The sequence below is a fragment of the Deinococcus koreensis genome, from assembly GCF_002901445.1.
GTDB lineage: Bacteria > Deinococcota > Deinococci > Deinococcales > Deinococcaceae > Deinococcus > Deinococcus koreensis.
Genome location: NZ_PPPD01000005.1, coordinates 44,883 through 62,008, shown reverse-complemented (window position 1 = coordinate 62,008; position 17,126 = coordinate 44,883). Strand labels below are relative to the sequence as shown.

The window sequence follows — 17,126 nt, the reverse complement described above, 5'->3', positions numbered from 1 at the left end:
TCGCGGGCTTCAGCTGCGGGGCGGCGAGGTGATGATCGTCAGGTTGGCCTGCTGCGCCTCGCGGGCGTACCGCAGCGCGGCGGAGACCCGCGCGTTCAGCTTCGGATCCCGAGCGTCGATGTCGAGCGCGGCGTATAGTCCGCCCACCGCGTTGTCAATCACCTTGACGCTGACGCCCAGGTGCTCGGCGATGGCGGCATTGCTGTATCCCTGCGTGATGAGCGCCCACATGGCGCGTTGACGGCTGCTCAGGTTGAGGTGCCGGCCGGGCCCCACGGTATCGAGCGCCGCCAGTTGCGGATCGAGCACCACCTGGCCCGCCGCGACGGCCGTGATGGCGCGGAGGACGGTTCGCAGATCCTGCACCGACTTCTTGAGCAGGTACCCCCAGCCGCTCAGTTCGGCGCTGATCAGCCGGTGGGCGAACGCGATGTGGGCGTGGTTCGACAGCAGCACGATGCCCAGGGACGGATGCCGGTGGCGCAGTGTCCAGCACAGCGCGATGCCGTCCTCGCCTGCCAGGTCGATGTCGACGAGAACGGCGTCCGAGTGGCCGATGGCTGGGTCGCGCAGCGCCTCGTCCACGCTTTCCAGGCTGGCCTGCACACTGACGGCACCGCTGTGCGAGAGGGCGCCCGTCAGCAGCTCGCGGAAGAAGCGCTCGTCCTCGACCAGAGAGATCCTCAGGCGGCTCACGCGCGTGTCCCCTGATCCGCGCGTACGGAGCTGCGCGCTGCCAAAGGGCAGGGCACGGCCCACCGGTAGGACGATTCGGATCTGCCTGACGCCTGTTGCAGCGCTGGTGTGGCGCTGAGGGCCGCGTGGCCGCCGGTCACTGCGGCCACCACGCGCGGACGGTTGTCGGGCCGCCTGGACGACTGTCGATCGTCCACTGCCCGCCCGACGCTCCGACCCGTGCCGCGAGGCAGCGCAGCCCGAGTCCAGGCGTGACGGTGTGCGGATCGAAGCCCCGGCCGTCGTCCGAAACCATGAGCTGCAGGCGCCGGTCTTGCAGGGTCAGCTGCACCGTGACGCGGGTGGCTGCGGCGTGCTTGAGGGTATTGCCGAGGGCTTCCTCGACGATCCGGAAGACGATCAGGCGCAGGTCGTGCGGCAACTGCTCACTGCCCTCGGTGTCGAGCTGTACCAGGACATCATTCGCCACCAGATTGATCTCGATCACGCGCCGGAAGCGGCTGACCAGCACCTGCAGCGCGGGAATCAGGCCGACGCTCAGCGCTTCCGGGTGAAGCTGGTGGCTGACCAGCCGCACGTCGTGTTCCCGCAGCAGTTCGAGGTCGCGCCGCACGTCGTCCAGCACGCGCTGCGACGCCTCGTCCTCCGCCCGGACGGCGTCGAGCCGTGACCACGCTACGAGGAGTTTGGACTGCACCTGCGAGTGCAGGAACTCGCTGATACTGCGGCGGGTGCGATCCTCCGCCTGCCCGAGGAGCTGCATGGACGACGCGAGCGCCGCCGACGTCTGCCGTTGCAGGTTCAGGAGCTGCACATTGTGGATGCTGAGGGCCACCTGCCGCGCGAAGGCCTCGGTGTAGCGCACCTTTGCCGCCGGGAAGTCCGGGGAGCGCTGGAAGCCGAGGATGGAGCCGATCGACACACCCTCCACACGGAGTGGAACGCAGATGGCGTACCGGATACTGGTCACGCGGCTGATCAGTTCCAGCACGGCCTCGGCGTTCACGCCCCGGTTCAGGTTCACGACCGAGTCGATCACGGTCTCACCGCTCGACCACAGCTGAACCATGGACGGATTGACATCCCAGCGGGTCGAGATCTCCCAGGGGTCGGCGCCGGGAAACAGCTGCCGGAGCCGACCGGCGGCGCGCCGCATCATTTCGGAGTGCCGGCCGGCCCACGCGACCGGGGTCGACACGCCCGCTTTTCGGTCGAAGTGACAGAGCATGACGTTGTCGTAGCCCTGCAACGAGTAAAGGTCGTCGACGACCGCCTGGGCGATGGTGACCCAGGGGTGCGGCCCGCTCCGCTTGGGCGGCGGCTGGACGGTCATGCCCCACTGTGACCCGCGGCGGTGCCGTTCGTCCAGGGAGTCAGGTCTGCATCGGTCAGCAGCCCCGATCCAATCGCTCGAGCAGCCCGACCGGAGTTAACTCCCTTCACACCTCCCGCCCAGACTTCTACGCTGTAGAGGCTCCGTTCATCGGCACTGTCAGAACCCGTCTGCAGCGCAGTCTTCCAGTATCCGACGCCCCGTTGGAGCTGCTTGCGATGGAGCGACTGGAGCCGTCAACACGGTCGCCGACTCCACCCGTCTCAGAGCTCAGGGCGCTGAAGTCTGAGCCCAGACCAACGGCAATAACGGTGCGATCACGCCGGGGTCACCACACTTCAATCATCCCAGCACGACGTACACCCCCAAGGGCCAACACTCACCATCGGCGCAGGAGGCAGAGCAGAACAGATTCCCCCTTTTCCCTCCGCCCTCACTATCCAGATCTAGCTTCACGGCTCGCCCTGGGTTCCGACCACACTGCCCGACGTCCTCACAGTCCACAGGAGATTGCCATGAGCTCAACGCGCCCAGTTCTCGCCGTTCGTCCCCTGACGCTGGTGCTGACCCTGACCCTGCTCGCCGCCTGCACATCCTCACCGCCACCAACTCCCCCGACGACGCCGACGACGCCCACCACACCCGGCACCCCGGCGGCTCCCGTAAACCTCGTGGTACAGCACGTGACGGCCTCCTCGATCACCCTGCGCTGGACGGCCACGCCCGGTGCCATCGGCTACGTGCTGGAGCGCAAGGTGGCCGACGAACCCTTCGCCCCGATTGCCGCGCCAGCGGCAGAGGCCACCACGTACACCGACACCGGACTGACACTGGGCAAAACATACATCTACCGCCTCAAGGTGAAGACTGCAGGCGGCGAGAGCGCGTTTACCGCGGAGATCGGCGGGCTCGTTTCGGCTGGCGGCACCGACACCGATGGCGACGGCGTGTCCGATCAGGATGAGCAGGCAGGCTACGACGTTATTCTGAAAGCAGCTGGAGAGCAGATCGGTACTCCGCACGTGGCCAGCGACCCCCTCCGGGCCGACTCCGACGGCGACGGCCTGGGGGACAAGCAGGAGCGCGCCCTGTTTACCGACCCACAGCGTGCCGATACCGATAGCGACGGCTTGGGGGATCGCGATGAAGTCATGACCTGGGTGAGCTCGCCGGTCGACCGTGATACAGACGGCGACGCACGCGGCAACTCGGCGCTGTTCGATGGGCAGGAAGTCAGTACCTACCGCACCTCGCCCACCCTGGCAGACTCTGACGGCGACAAGTACAGCGACTACGAGGAGATCATCGAGCGCGGCGGGCGCTATAACCCGCTGGTCGCCAACACGCCGCGCCTGGAGCTGTCGGTTGCCACCGCCCCGGTAATCGACCTGAACATCACGCGTACGGCCGACCAGACGCGGGTCACCGGCACCTCGACCTCACTCACGCTCGGCCAGGAGGATCGCCGCAGCGCGTCCGACACCCAGACCCAGCGGGTCACCGCAGAGGTCAGCGCCACCATCGAGGCCAGCGTCGAGGCCGGCTTTCCCAGCGGCGCGAGCGCCTCGGCGAGCGCCTCAGCGACGGTGTCGGCAGGCTACGGCTATGAGAAGACAGCCACGTACAGTGAGGAGTCGGTGCGCTCCAGCCAGACGACGGCCGAGAAAAACGAGTCGCTGAGCACGTCGGATGGCTACTCGCTGAACGGCGGGAATCTCAAGGTGGGCTTCCGGGTACGCAATACTGGCGACATCAGCTTCGCGCTCAAAGACCTGCAGATCACTGCGCTGCGTCGTGACCCCAGCGACCGCAAACGCTTCGTACCGGTGGGCACCATGACAGTGCCCAGTGCGGGCGAGGGCACGACCCTGAGCAGCGGCGGCGAGACGGGTATACTCTCGGCCAGCCTCGATCTGCCCGGCGATCTCGCCTTGCAGCTGCAGCACAATCCGCGCGACCTTCTCTTCCAGTTCAGTACCTACAACCTTCTCGACGACGCCGGACGCAATTTCGAGTTTCTCAAGGAGGTCACCAATGCCAAGACGGCGCTGGTGGTCATCGATTACGGCAACGGCGACGTCGTGCGCCAACGCGTGGCGACCAACGTGCAGCGCAGGGACGGGCAGATCGTGGGGGTGCGGCTGGGCACCGTGCTCAAAGACATCTTGGGGCTGCCATACCAGACCCAGACGAACAGGGCCGGCGTGCGCGTCCTGACCTCGGTATATGACAATGGACCCGTCTTTAAGGGCGACGTGGCGGTAGCACCGTCGGATCACGCGTTGTGGGCCACTATCGGCTCGGCAGACCTGAACCTCGGCCCGGCGACCAACGCCGACGACATCCTGCTCACCCAGAACAGCACCCTGCATCTGATGCGTGTGCGCGATCAGGACAGCGACGGGCTCTTCGACAACGAGGAGTACGTCCACGGCACCTCGGATACTGTGGCTGACGGTGACGGCGACGGCCTGAACGACGGCGAGGAGGTCAAGGTCGGCTGGAATGTCATCCCGCTGACCAACAGGGTCAAGGGCTATCCACGCCGGGTTTTCCCTAGCCCTTTGGTGGCCGACGCTGATGGGGACGGCCTGAACGACAGCAAGGAACAGGCTCTGGGCACCTCGCCATTCCTGAAGGACACCGATGGCGACGGCCTTCCAGACAACGCCGATACCGACCCGCTGTATGCCAATGTACCGCCGGTCGTCGACACGGTTCGCGTCCTGCCCCGCTACCTCCTCCAGGGCATCTACGGCACGGCGAGTGACTCGGACAGCAACCTCCAGGCTGTGCAGGTCGATTGGGGCGACGGTAGTCTTCCGGACAAGCGAACCTTTGACACGCCCCAGCGCCAGACCGATTACTCCCTGACCCATGAGTACGCGGCACCGGGAACTTATACGGTGCGCGTGCAGGCCATCGACGTGCGTGGTCTGGTCAGCGAGACGAAGACGACCACCGTCATGCCCACCCCCACCCCTACCCCTGGGCCATAAGCCCGGCTGGGCTCGGTGTTCGGCTGAACGGCTGTAGCAAGGTGTTGGCGCTCAGGAAGCGCGAAGCTCCGGAAAAGCACGTGGCCTGAAGTTCAGGCCACGTGCGGCACCACGACCCGCCACGTCTTGAACGCAGTGTGTTGCTGGTGACAGCGATGGCGAGCGGGGACAGTGGAGCGGGCGGGGTGGTGGAGGTTCGTGATCCGGGCGTGCAGGTCGAGGAAGCTTTGCGCACGTCGTCGTGAACGCAAGCCTCGCTGCTGACGTTCCTGCCGCCGGGTGGGCCGGTGAGACTGCTCAACCAGGTTGTTGCAGCGCGCTGTGGAAATCACCTGGACGTGCTCCACGCTGTGGAGCACAGGACGTGCGCGTAGAGCGGCGCCGTAACTCCAGAGCTTATCGGTGTGAATGACCTCTGGCACGTCGTCTTCCCCTCTCAGCCGCTGGAAGAACGATCTGGCGGCCACCGTGTCGCGGTGTTCCTGAAGGAGAACGTCGAGCACGTCCCCGTGCTCGTCCACGGCTCGCCACCACCAGTGGGTGACCCCGCCCGCGTCCACGCACATCTCGTCAAGGTGCCACCGGGAACCCCGTCGGGGTTCCCGGTGGCGCAGGCCGTGAGCGAAGTGGTCGCTGAACGTGCTGCACCACGTGCGGATGGAGTCGCGGGTGACGCGGATGCTCCGTTCCAGCAGCCATTCTTCGATGTCCCGAGAGCTCAGCGTGAAGCCGTGTACTCGGTGAGGTGAGCAGCAGTCCGCAGGGGCGGGAGTGGCCCCAGATTCAGGCCACCCCCGATGCAACCAGTGGTGGTCAGGCGGCGGCTCGAGCAACGGGCTCACCTTGGCATCTCAGGGCACCCAAAATGCTCGACACGGCCCGCCCAATCCGGGTCATGCTGGCGTGCAACTTCTCAGCGTTGCCGCCCCAGGTGGTGATGTAGTCGGCCACAGCGGCCGTAGTTTCGACGCCGTAAAAGCTGCTCAGCACGTAGGCGGCAGCGTCGGCCTCCAGCTCGCGCGTCTGGCGGTCGGGCAGATCTTCGGCGCGTTTGCCCGCGCCCTGGAAGTGGAGTGAGACATGCGCCCACTCATGGAAGAACACGCGCAGCGCGTGCGCCGGTTCCAGGTCGCACTTCTCACGGCACAGGACGATCTGCCCGCCGTCCGTCCAGCCATGCGCCCCGCGTCCCTCGCCGTCCTCCCACCGAACGGGCACCGGGCACGCGGCGGTGAGCGAACGCAGCAGCGCGCATGTTCCGTCGTCTCCCCCCTGCACCACCATGAAGGCGGCGCTGGGCAGCGGGTCGCCTTCGGTGTCATAGTCGGCAAAAATAGAGCTGTACTTGAAGCCCACGATCCTTTGCGCGGGCCTGCCGTTCACGGGCGGGGCCTCGTGATCGGGCACCACTAGGGGCGCGAGAACGCGCACGGCCTTCGCGCCCTTCCTGACGCTGCGCCCCAGACCCCTCCACGCCTGGAACCCGGCCACATGGGCGGCCTCGGGGGCCTGCAGCCAGATCAGCAGCTGATTGTTGAGGCTGTAGGTGTGGAAGCGGGCAGAGAAGCGCATGAAGGTCAGCAACTCGTCACTGGCCCCGGCCCCCAGCTGTTCGGCCAGGCGCAGGGCGCACGTGTCAATGCGCGACATGAGTTCCTGCGTGACGGCCTGAGATGCCTCGCGGGCGGCTTCTTTTTCCTCGGGGGTGCTGGGCTTCTTGTACGGCATGGCTGGCGCTCCTTTATGCAGGGGGCGGGTGTGGAAGGCGCTCCCTACGCTTGTAAGTATATCTATAACTTACTTAACTGTCAAGGAAAGCTGGTAAACCCGTAAACAGGTAAACCTACGTATGTCCGGGGGCACGCGCGAAGCGCCGCGCCCCCGGCGCGCCTCCTGGGCAGGAAGCGGCCTCCCCCTGGTAGTGGTCGCGGATGTCCGGGGCCGCCCCTGTCCTTCGTGCTGTTGTCCTCTGCCCTTCCCCTACACATTTTCCCGGCGAGGGGCGGCGCGTGAGCGCCTCAGCGGCGCGCGCAGTGGAGGTCAAGGCTCCCTCCCTTGACCGCAGCGAGCACGCCGCTAAGCTCGAAGAGCGCCCCGGTTGGGGAAACCATGAAAACAGCGCGCCGGGGGGCGCTCCTTCATCTGTTGATCTTTCAGCCCGCGAGGATGGGCGCAAAGCCGCCAGGGGCCCGGTTCGAGCGGGCCGCCCGGCCGGGTCGCGGCGGCGTCCGGCCTTGGGCACAGCGCGCCGTCAGGCGCTCCTAGGTTCTTGCCGGTGGCCTTCCGGCAATCCCGGCTCTGCCGGAAGCGGCGCGCGGACGCGCGCAACCCTGCTTGGCCCCCCTGCCGCTGGGTCTGCATCCTGTGGGTGGGGGCCGTGAACGGTCGCTCGCAACGCACACGACCTTGCCGCGCCCTACAGGAACGACCGCCCCCACCCGGCGACCGTTCACGTGGGGGCGGGGCTCCGCCCCCGGGGGTAGGCCGGCCTGTGGCCGGACTTAGGGGCAGACCTGCCCCTCCTGCATCAACACACCGGCGACGCGCCGCTCCTCCTGCACCTGGCGCCATGCAAGGTCACCACCCGCACCAGCGCGCCCACGCCAGAGCCCATCCACCCCATACGCGCCGCCCACCTCAGCCTGACCCAGCTGTTTTCTTTTGCGCACTTCGAGACAGCCCGACCTCGACGCCGAACAGACGCGCGTGATCACCCCTGGCCTGCACCGGCCTGCCGCTCACGCCGCCGGGCGTCCCACTGGAGCGTGGAGTTCAGCAGGGCCGCCACGCCCAGAAACTACGGGGCGCCGTCGCCGCTGCAGCGCCCCCCTTTCTGCATCAGATGCGGAGTGGTGCACAGCTCATGCTCGGCATGCTGGCAGTGCCACGAAACCTGAGGCTGGTTATCGATTGGGGCCGCTGTCCCTGCTCACGCCAGACCTGAACGCTGGAACGGCTCGTCTCGGTCAGGGGGCCGCTCCCCCAGGGTTCGCAAAAAGAAAAACGGGGTGGGGGTCGGCGTCAGGCGGCGCGCAGGCAGACCTGGGCGCTGAGCCTCCAGATGCGCCCGGGTGCCGCGCCAGGGCCTCGCCGTCACACCGGGTCGCCGCGCAGCCGCCCGACCTGCGCGGCGCTGAGCAGCTGGCGCGGAACACGGCCACAGTGTCGCCGACATGGTCGCGCACGGTGGAGCAGTTCAACAGGGTGTGTGAGGTTGACGCGTCCGGGCGTGGTCGGCACCCCTTGCGGCTGGCCCCGCCCGCTTGGAGCGGGGCCACTGTTACGCGGCGTGGGCAGGCTTGTGGACTTCGCCACTTTGTACGCTGGCCCAGACCTTGCGGGCCTCGTCTTCCGTGAGGGTGGCCAGGCTCTGCACTCCACGGCCCAGCACCCGCGCACACACGGCGTAATGCTCTGTGCCGGGAACGCCGCGTCCCGCAAGCTGGCGGTGAAAGGCGGCGGCGCGTGTGCGGCCCAGGGCACCGCACTTCTCGGCGTACCTGCGGGCAATGCGCAGGCCGACCGGCCCCAGCGTGCAATAAGTCTCCTGGCCGTTGGCGGTCTCAAAGCACCGCTTGGCCCACATCTCCAACGTTCCCAGGCTGCTGAGGACGCCTACCTTGACGGTGCGGCAGGTCTGGGCGTTCACCATCGTCACCGTGAGGTCAGCGTTCAGTGTGGCCCGGAAGTAACTTTCGCCAGTGTAGGTGTACTCGTAGATCAGGCCGGGTTGGGGGTGGCGCTGCGTGCTGGTCATACCTCGCTCCTTCGTAGGGGGCGGGTGTGGAAGGTGTCCCCTATTGATTTAAGTATATAACGCACTTACTAAACTGTCAAGACATGCCTGTAAAACGGTAAACCTGTTTGCTGGTATTTAGGTTAGGGCACATCGAATCAGCTTTGGAGCGTCTTCCCTATACGGATCGTTCAGCGCGCGTGTGTTCCCCGCAGGGCCTGCCCCGTGGGGATACCTCGATTTCGCGCACCTGAACAAACGCCTCGACAATGACAGCGAGGTGAAGTATGGGACAGCGCCAGCGGTACACCAAAGAATTCAAGCTCGAGGCCGTCCGGCTCGCCCACGAGCCCGACCAGACCTTCACCGGCGTCTCGATCAATCTCGGCATCAGCGACTCGTCGCTTCACCGCTGGGCCAAGGAATTCGAGCAGCAGGGTCAATCAGCTTTCCCGGGTCACGGGAAGGCCAGCCTCAGCGCCGAGCAGGCAGAGATCAAACGCCTGCAACGCGAGCTGGACATTGCCCGTCAGGAACGTGATGTGTTGAAAAAAGCCGTGGCCTTCTTCGCCAAAGAAAAGTGAGGCGTTTTGAATTCATCGACGCGCACCGCTCCTTGTTCCGCCTGGACGTCATGTGCCGGATGCTGGACGTGACCAGAAGCGGCTATGCGACCTGGCGAGGAAGGCCGATGAGTCCCAGACGTGCTCAGGACGACGTCCTGAGCACGGAGATCCAGCAGATCCACACCCGAACCAAAGGGCGGTATGGCGTGCCCCGGGTGCATGCCGAGTTGCGGGAGCACGGCATGGCGTGCTCCCGGCGGCGGGTGGCCCGGCTGATGTCTGCGGCTGGCCTGCAGGGCAAAGATCGTCGGAAGCACAAGCGCACCACCACCCGGAACGAAACCCACCCCGTGGCGAAGGATCTCGTGCATCGGAACTTCGACGTACCGACGCCGAACACCGTATGGGCCGCCGATATCTCGTTTCTCCCGACGAAAGAGGGATGGCTCTATTTAGCCGTGATCCTGGATCTGCACTCGCGACTGGTGGTGGGCTGGACGATGGGCGAACGGCTCACGACCGACCTGCCTCTGGCGGCCCTGAACATGGCGGTGGCCCGCCGACCACCACCGGCGGACCTGATTCACCATTCCGACCGGGGGTCGCAATACACGAGCCGCCTGTACCAGGCGGCCCTGCAGAGGAGCGGAATGCAGTCGAGTATGGGGAGGAAAGGCGATTGCTTCGACAACGCCGTGGTGGAGTCGTTTTTCTCGACCCTGAAGCGGGAACTGATGATGGACACGGTGTTTATGTCGCGCCAGGAGGGGCGCAGTCAGGTGTTTGAGTACCTGGAAATCTTCTACAACCGCCAGCGGCGTCACTCGACCCTGGGATATCTGACGCCGGTAGAATTCGAACAGCGCGGAAACCGCGCGGTGGCGTAACTTCAAGTACGCGTTACCGAGGCAACCCCAGCTGCTGATTCCACAGCAGGTGCATCAGGAGTTGCTGACCGGGGTCACTAAGCACGATCCCCGCACTTTGTCGAAGGATCCAGCGCTCGCCGCGCTCCGTTCGGCTAGGTTCAAAGCGTATCCGCACGAGCACGAAGGGTGGGGCATTCGGGTGTTACCCAGTCCCGACCTGTCGGCCCTCAGCCCTGACACCCTTCAACTGCTGGTGGCCCTGGGAGTTCAAGATCGGCCTCCCATTCACGCCGGGGAGAAAGAGGTCATGCTCTGGGCCTACGAGCAGGGCTACCGCGTTTGTACGGATGACCGGGGAGCATACCGAACGCTCCGGGCGCTGATCTGCGGTGCCCTCCCAAATGTCCCTCCCCGTGCTCTTTCCGTGGTGGGTACCCCCGGGCTGCTGGCAGAGCAGATGGCGCGGGGCCAGCTCTCTGACGCCAACGCCTCGGCCCTATGGAGCGAGGTACAGGATGTCTGGCGCTGGGCGCCCAAAAGTTCCCTCCAAGAGTTACTGCAAGGGGAGTACTGGTAAGACCTTGAGGAACGCCACCTGCGGGATTCCCTCTCGTCCTGGCATCGCCGACCACACTCCAGCGCCTGCTTGAGGCAGTCGTCGGCCTGTTTGGGTGGGTCTGGTGAGTCTCGATGTTGTGCCCGAGACGCGCTGCGATCCGAGATTGGCCCGCCCAGCTAATCTGGACGGGCCACGATCACGTCTCCCGCCTTTCACCAGCACTCATCGAGTTCGCCAACCCGTTACTGATGTTCTCCACCGCCGCCCTGACCTTTCTGATGGCGCGCCGAGTTGGCGGTTATGGTCTCATTTGAGGCTTCACGGCCCGCCCTGGCGCTCGCCGCCTTGCCCTTGGCCTTCATCGCCGGGTCGTACACCCGGGCGCGCTGCAGCTCCTCGGCCGTCGCCACACGGTACGCGCCTGCTTCCCGCCCCTCGCCAGGCACCAGTCCACCTTCCTTGGTGGCGATGACCAGGCCATTGGCCCGGAGCAGTCGGAGACTGGCGGCCATCGTCTGAAAGTGGTGGCCATAGTGGTCGACCATATCCTGCACGTGGATGATTCCGGGATGGTCGCGGACATAGAGATAGGTCAGCTTGTCCAGGGCGGGGTAGGACTTCAGGACTTCCGGAAGAGCAAGGGACGTCTTGGACATGCCCCGAGTATGCGGGAACTTGACTTTGTGCATGCTGGGAAGTGGCGCTGGCGAGGAGATTCCAGCGGGCTGCATCATGGCGGATCCTTTCCTGACGCGCAGGGGCGTGTTAAAGTGCGAGGAATGGCCGCTGGTTTTGGGATGCTCCTTCCCAGCGGCCAACTGGGCATCTTGCGGGTGTGGAAACCTGGTGCAGGGTGATTCAGCGGTGGGCGGCCCCTGGCCGCCCACTCGTCATTCAGGCGGCGGCCACCCGGCAACCCAAGTTCGGGTCGTACGCCACCTGGGCACCGGCACCCAGGAGAGCCGCACAGGGCGGCCATGTCAGCGTGCACGTCGCGTCCGTAATGCCGCTCCACAGTGGTCTGGAAACCCTGGCGACAGGGTGCACTCCATGTGCATCTGGCCGTGCCGCCAGGCGGTTCGTTGACCGCCACGCCCACCGCGTTCTGCTGGGGTCAGGGACATGGTTCCGCTCCTTTGTGCAGGGGGCGGGTGTGGAAGGTGCCCCCTACACTTGTAAGTATACTTATAACTTACTTATGAGTCATGAAAAGCGGTTCAGCGCCCGTAGCCTTTCACCCACGGCTTCGAGTCACGTCCCGCAGGAACCTTGCGGTAGGCGCTGCGCACCGAGGCCTCAAAGTGGGCCAGCACGTAGGCTTCCCTGGCGCCCTTGGTGTTCGTGCCCGGCAGCAGTGAGAGCCAGGAGGGCCCGACCTCCAGGGCCTCGTCCTGGGGAAAATCGTTGTCCCGCAGTTGGCACGCCAGCCAGAATCCAGCGTCGTTGCGGCCACGGTTCGCGGCGAGGTTCTGGGCGCGCTCTATCAGCATCATGTAGTCCACGCGCCGGTGCTGCTCGCCACCGTCCGAACCCGGCGCATTGAACACGGGGGCACGCACGGCCGCGCGCGGCGCTTCCTCCAGGCACTCCGGCGCGCATGCCAGGCCCAGCAACTCGCGCACGCGGTAGCGCTGACCGGCCAGCTCGGCGGTCTCAGGGATGGTCAGCCGGTTCAGGAGTTTCTTGCCAGGCAACCGCTCGTAGCGGCCCGCGTCGGTCACGGTGGGAGGCAACACGACCAGGCCGCCGTCGCCCCGCACGTCCACGCCGGGCGGCAGGCTGCGCTTGGTGGTGCTGTTGGTGGTGGACACGTGCCAGCCGGGATGCCTCACATAGACGTGGTAGCCGCCGCTGGCGCTCCGCACATGCGGCTCGATGCCCAGCAGGTGCATGGTGTCCACCCCGGCCCCCTGATCGAAGTCCAGGGCGATCAGGCCGGAGACCCTGCCCGTCACCAGCGCCATACCCTGCGCGCCGTGCAGGATGAACCAGGCGTGCAGCTCACCTTGCGTCGGCAAGCGCTCCCGGAACGCCAGCCACGTCGCCACCCACTTGCCGCGCCCCTCATCCCAGGAGCAGTGCCCCGACTTCTTGAGGGCGTCGTAGTGCGGGTGCTTGGCGTAGCTGCCACTGACCCCCACGGGGATGACGCTCAGGCCCGCGTCCACGTACTGCCTGGCAGTCCGCAAAAGATCGTGGGGCGGGAGGCTCATGGCTGTATGGTGCCCGAACTGGGTAACGGTTGCATACGGCATGTGACTTCCTCCTTGGTATAAGTATATGGAATACATAGTTATAAGTCAAGAAAACATCTGCCAAAAGCAAGCGAAGGGGGGCACATCCCCCTTCATCTCCTCCTCAGCCTGCGGAAGAGTTCGCACACGTTCACGTTTCGCTGTTCTGCCTCCATCCGCGCCGCTCAGCAAGCTGGCCACTCTGGCGGGCACTCAGAGCCTGGGGGGCTTACTGGCCCCCAGGCGCGTTACCGTTGGAACTTCACCACGTCCGGCACCCACCCGGCCTCACGGAGCGCCCCGGCGACTTCCACGATGCGGCCCACAAGCTCCTTCTTGCCACTGTTGGGCGCAGCGGCGGGTTGCACCTTCCCCGGCATCGTGGCGATGAGGGCCGTGAGCTGCGGGATGGTGTACGCGCTCAGGTAGTCCGCCGTCACCGTCCACTCCTGCGCCAGCCGCTTGTCCGCGCCGATCTGCTGGGCCACATGCACCGCCAGCTCCCCAGGGCGGGCCGTGGCGCTGAAGGCCGTCCAGTGGTGCAGCGAGTCATGCATGTGGTACGCGAGCAGGCTCAATAGATCGCCTTCGCTCAGCTCCATCAGGGCGGCGTGGAATTCTGTCCCGTAGAGGCCATTCACCATCGTGCCCTCTTCGTGCGTCTGGAACAGGTCGGGGCGCTCGGCGGCCCACCGCTGCACCAGGGTTACGACTTCCGGCAGGGGGGCGCTCAGGCTGGGGGCTGTTTCCGTCTTGACCCTGACCTCACTCGCACTCTCAAACAGCCCCTGGACGGTGAGGGCAAGGCACCGCTTGGGGTCGGTGGCGAGGCTCCCCCACAGCACACGGGCACGGGCCTCCTGGCCGATGCGGTGGGCGGCGTCCCGCACCGGACGGTTCTCGGGCGGCTGCGCGGCCACTTCTGCGTGGGCCTGGGCACGCCACTGGCTCTGCCTGGCCTTCTCGGCGGCTTTGGCGGCTTCCTCGCGCACCGCGCCCTCATGGCGGTGCATCTCCCCGCTCGGGCTGTGAAGGTAGACCACGCCCTGCAACTCTTTCGGGCCGGAGGTGCGGTAGGTGCTCCACGGCAGGTTCCGCACGTTCCCGTGGGTGCTGCACGGCAGCACGTCCACAAAGGCCCACTGTCCGCTGTCGCGGTCGTGCTGCGCCTGGGCCTCAAGGGCCTCAAGGTGGAGCGCCTGGGCCTTGGCGGTGTCCCGGAAGTAGGCCGGGATGAGGCCCCACATGTCCTCGCACACGGCGAGGCCCGACGCCTCCACATCGAGCAGAGCGTTGGACACCAGCACGCGCCCGTCCGTGGTCAGCTTCCGTAACTGCTCGGCGCTGTACTGGCGGGGGTTCTCGCGCACCAGCTTCACCAGATGCCGCTTGAGTTCGCCCGTGGTCTGCGCGATCACCTGGGCCTGCGCGAGGTTGATGTTGTCCTCGGTCAGCAGCTTGCGGCCCTCTTTGCCCAGGCCGTAGGCCAGCGTCAGGCGCTGCTCGACGCGCCGCAACGGGTGGCCGCTGCGGGCGGCAATCTCATCTGGCTTCATGCCCAGCCCGGTCAGCCGTGCGTACCCGTCCGCTTCCTCCAGGGGGGTCACGTCCTCGCGCTGCGAGTTTTCCGTGATGGCGAGTTCAATCAACTCCTGATCGGTCAGGTGCCGAATCTGGACAGGCACCGTGTAGTCCCCGGCCACCTGGAGCATGGCGCTCTCGCCGCCCTGGTCGTCCACGAGTTCCAGGCCCTCGACCAGCAGCCCCACAGCGCGGTAACGGCGCTCCCCGGCCACAAGTTCATACGCGCCGTCCTCAGTAGGGTGCGGGCGCACCACGAGGTTCTGTAAGAGGCCCTTGTGGTAAATGTCCACGGCCAGCTCAAACAGTGGCTTGTCCTCAAAGGTGCGCCGGGGGTTGAACTCGCTGCGGCGCAGACTGTTCCACGGCACACGCACCACGTCGGCGGCGGGGGCCTCCTGGGGCGGCGTAAGGCGCAGGGCGGGCGTGGGGTCGGCGGGCAGGGGGGTGGCTGCGGTCATCTTGGCTCCTCCATGCAGGGGGCGGGTGTGGAGGGTGCCCCCTACACTCATAAGTATATATCAAACTTACTTAGCTGTCAAGAAAAGCAGGTATACCCGTAAGCAGGTAAACCCACGTATGTCCGGGGGCACGCGCGCCGCTGGCCCCACGCTCGGGGACGGCCCCTCGCGCTACTTGCCCCGCCCACGTGTCTCTCCATCTTGAGAAGCGCCGCGCCTCCGGCGCCCGTCCTGGCCCGGAAACGGCCTCACCCTGCATGCCGCTCGCGGATGTCCAGGGCCGCTGTTGGCCCTTGTCTTTTCGCTTTTGCCTTTGGCCCTTCCCCCCACATTTTCCCGGCGAGGGGCGGCGCGTGAGCGCCTGTGCGGCGCGCACAGTGGAGGTCAAGGCTCCCTCCCTTGACCGCAGCGAGCACGACGCTAAGCTCGAAGAGCGCCCCGGTTGGTGAAACTATGAAAACAGCGCGCCGGGGGGCGCTCCTCTGTTCTTGTCCTTTCCCGGCCTCCGTGGGCCGGCAGGTCTGGCCACCCTGGATCGTTTCTCGATGCACGTGCGCTTCCAGCGGTGGGGAAGGCGCGCACGCGCGCCGAGGGGGCTACCGTAGGCCCTCCAGCGCCGGGGCGCACGCGCTCCGGAGCCGCATCCCCTCGCATCACGCGCGGGGTGCGCCCACCCCCTGACCCACGTACTGCAAGAAGTGGCCCGTCATCCCGACAAGCCATCCCTGTTCTTCTTTGCGAACTGAACTGTGCTGTCTGAAGATGCCCCGCCTTACAGCGGAAACATGTCAGCGATGTTTGCGGCGCAGGCGAACAGCTTGGCCCTGACCCGGCCGAACGGCGCCGAGCGGTGCAGGGTGCTCATGACCCGGCGTGTCGCGTCCCGCCTAGCGAGGGCGCCCAGGCTGTCAAATATCACGTCCTCGACCTCGCGGGCTGCGTGCTGCCCCTCTGTCTCGTCGTCGGCCGTGAGCACCAGCGTCAGGTCAAAGCGGGACAGGCCGTTGGCCTCGTTGCGGAAATCCAGAATGAGGTACGCCAACTTGCCCCGGGCGCACAGCCAGTCCACCAGCTCGCGGGTGATGCCCGGCTGGGTCACGTCGCCGCTTTCGCGCATAGTCAGGGTGACGACCGTGCGACCCTGGTGATCCACCACGCAGCGATCCTCAATGTGGGGCTGGGGAAATTCGCGTTGCAGAGTGTTACAGGCAGTTAAAGATGCCACCTCGCACTCTAATCTTGCGGCCCGAAACCTATGAAGCAAAATCTGCTGTTGATGGAGTACATCCTTCAAATGTGGCTCTTTTGTTAATTGCGCAGAACTAATGTGAAGCAGGAGCCAATGCCGACGCTCGCCGCTTGTGCACTCTACGACCGCCCGACCTCGCTGCCTGGGAGTCAATTCGCCCAATACATTCGTCAGCTGATCAGTGATCTGGTTCACAGCATCGTTACAAGATAAAGGTGCATAGGTGAATACCAATACAACCCCATCTTCAACGGGAACCAGGCCATCATGAGACTGATAGGTATCAACTATTATGCAAACCCTCTCTGATTTCAAGAACATTGAAAAGTCAACTTACACAAAAAGAGTGTGGAGCATGCCTCTCAAAAGTTCTAAAATCCACCACATCGAATCATAGAACATTGATCTACAAGCACAAAGGAAAAGACGTCTTCTCCAAGGAGAAGACGTCTGAATGGTGGAGACGGAGGGAGTCGAACCCTCGTCCGATGTTGCTTGGGTGGGCGTCTACGAGCGTAGTCCTTAATTTAAATCTCGACTCTCAGTCGCCTAAGGACAGGCTACTTTTGAATCCAGCTCCTAAATTTCGCGTTAGAGGTCGAAGCACCCTCTTCTGCTAGCCATCTTTTGTGTCAGCTCGCGTAGCGCCAATGGCCGGGCTTTACGATCGCTGGGCTGGGATTAAGCAGCCAGTGCGAAAGAATCGCTGTTGTTGCCAGTTAAAGGCTTGGTCGGTTGATTTACGAGGCCAACGACCGTCCTCGGCTCGCTGCTTCACCTTCTACGAACACCGTCGAAACCGGGGCGTCCCCAAAGGGTGACAAAGGATAGCACATAGGGTCG

The 17,126-nt window shown here is 65.2% G+C and carries 10 protein-coding genes, 1 other RNA gene and 1 pseudogene; 2 read left to right on the top strand and 10 right to left on the bottom strand.

What is annotated here, in order from left to right; genetic code table 11:
• Window positions 1-9: 9 nt before the first annotated feature.
• Both CVO96_RS20295 and CVO96_RS20290 read right to left on the bottom strand, forming a co-directional pair.
• Window positions 10-696, bottom strand: a complete 687-nt coding sequence (locus CVO96_RS20295) for a response regulator transcription factor (RefSeq protein ID WP_165795474.1) — start codon at window positions 694-696, stop codon at window positions 10-12.
• Window positions 697-832: 136 nt separating this feature from the next.
• The gene (locus CVO96_RS20290) at window positions 833-2,029 is read right to left on the bottom strand and encodes a GAF domain-containing sensor histidine kinase (protein ID WP_103314295.1); all 1,197 of its coding nucleotides are present in this window, start codon (window positions 2,027-2,029) and stop codon (window positions 833-835) included.
• Between the two features lie 515 nt (window positions 2,030-2,544).
• Between CVO96_RS20290 and CVO96_RS20285 the strand changes: the two genes are divergently transcribed.
• Window positions 2,545-5,028 (top strand): fibronectin type III domain-containing protein, encoded by a 2,484-nt coding sequence (locus CVO96_RS20285; RefSeq protein ID WP_133161901.1) that lies wholly within the window; start codon window positions 2,545-2,547, stop codon window positions 5,026-5,028.
• A 92-nt stretch (window positions 5,029-5,120) separates the two neighbouring features.
• Here the strand turns inward: CVO96_RS20285 and CVO96_RS20280 are convergent.
• From CVO96_RS20280 to CVO96_RS20270, 3 genes and pseudogenes are all read right to left on the bottom strand, one after another.
• Window positions 5,121-5,762, bottom strand: a pseudogene (locus tag CVO96_RS20280) (IS6 family transposase); the annotation flags it as partial.
• 79 nt (window positions 5,763-5,841) lie between these two features.
• The gene (locus tag CVO96_RS20275; RefSeq protein ID WP_103314293.1) at window positions 5,842-6,756 is read right to left on the bottom strand and encodes an ArdC family protein; all 915 of its coding nucleotides are present in this window, start codon (window positions 6,754-6,756) and stop codon (window positions 5,842-5,844) included.
• A gap of 1,552 nt (window positions 6,757-8,308) precedes the next feature.
• Window positions 8,309-8,785: a hypothetical protein gene (locus CVO96_RS20270; RefSeq protein ID WP_103314292.1), complete on the bottom strand. Its 477-nt coding sequence runs from the start codon at window positions 8,783-8,785 to the stop codon at window positions 8,309-8,311.
• 266 nt (window positions 8,786-9,051) lie between these two features.
• Between CVO96_RS20270 and CVO96_RS20265 the strand changes: the two genes are divergently transcribed.
• Window positions 9,052-10,217, top strand: a protein-coding gene (locus CVO96_RS20265; protein ID WP_103314291.1) for an IS3 family transposase whose coding sequence is annotated in 2 segments (ribosomal slippage) — window positions 9,052-9,322 and window positions 9,322-10,217 — 1,167 coding nt in all. Because the reading frame shifts where the segments join, the coding sequence is not laid out codon by codon here.
• A 783-nt stretch (window positions 10,218-11,000) separates the two neighbouring features.
• Here the strand turns inward: CVO96_RS20265 and CVO96_RS20255 are convergent.
• The 5 genes from CVO96_RS20255 to ssrA all read right to left on the bottom strand — a co-directional run bounded on the left by CVO96_RS20255 (window position 11,001) and on the right by ssrA (window position 17,095).
• Window positions 11,001-11,414, bottom strand: coding sequence for a hypothetical protein (locus CVO96_RS20255; protein ID WP_207795395.1), 414 nt, complete (start codon window positions 11,412-11,414; stop codon window positions 11,001-11,003).
• Window positions 11,415-11,975: 561 nt separating this feature from the next.
• Window positions 11,976-12,971: a bifunctional DNA primase/polymerase gene (locus tag CVO96_RS20250; protein ID WP_243398538.1), complete on the bottom strand. Its 996-nt coding sequence runs from the start codon at window positions 12,969-12,971 to the stop codon at window positions 11,976-11,978.
• Window positions 12,972-13,240: 269 nt separating this feature from the next.
• Complete coding sequence (locus CVO96_RS20245) at window positions 13,241-15,034, bottom strand: ParB/RepB/Spo0J family partition protein (protein ID WP_103314288.1); 1,794 nt, start codon at window positions 15,032-15,034, stop codon at window positions 13,241-13,243.
• Between the two features lie 772 nt (window positions 15,035-15,806).
• Window positions 15,807-16,187 (bottom strand): hypothetical protein, encoded by a 381-nt coding sequence (locus CVO96_RS20240; RefSeq protein WP_133161900.1) that lies wholly within the window; start codon window positions 16,185-16,187, stop codon window positions 15,807-15,809.
• Between the two features lie 551 nt (window positions 16,188-16,738).
• Window positions 16,739-17,095, bottom strand: a transfer-messenger RNA (tmRNA) gene (gene ssrA, locus CVO96_RS20235).
• Window positions 17,096-17,126: the final 31 nt, after the last annotated feature.

Bases quoted from the DNA above. Each gene is read 5' to 3' on its own strand.
- CVO96_RS20250 (WP_243398538.1), bottom strand. From the start codon at position 12,971: ATGAGCCTCCCGCCCCACGATCTTTTGCGGACTGCCAGGCAGTACGTG.
- CVO96_RS20245 (WP_103314288.1), bottom strand. From the start codon at position 15,034: ATGACCGCAGCCACCCCCCTGCCCGCCGACCCCACGCCCGCCCTGCGC.
- CVO96_RS20275 (WP_103314293.1), bottom strand. From the start codon at position 6,756: ATGCCGTACAAGAAGCCCAGCACCCCCGAGGAAAAAGAAGCCGCCCGC.
- CVO96_RS20285 (WP_133161901.1), top strand. From the start codon at position 2,545: ATGAGCTCAACGCGCCCAGTTCTCGCCGTTCGTCCCCTGACGCTGGTG.
- CVO96_RS20290 (WP_103314295.1), bottom strand. From the start codon at position 2,029: ATGACCGTCCAGCCGCCGCCCAAGCGGAGCGGGCCGCACCCCTGGGTC.
- CVO96_RS20270 (WP_103314292.1), bottom strand. From the start codon at position 8,785: ATGACCAGCACGCAGCGCCACCCCCAACCCGGCCTGATCTACGAGTAC.
- CVO96_RS20255 (WP_207795395.1), bottom strand. From the start codon at position 11,414: ATGTCCAAGACGTCCCTTGCTCTTCCGGAAGTCCTGAAGTCCTACCCC.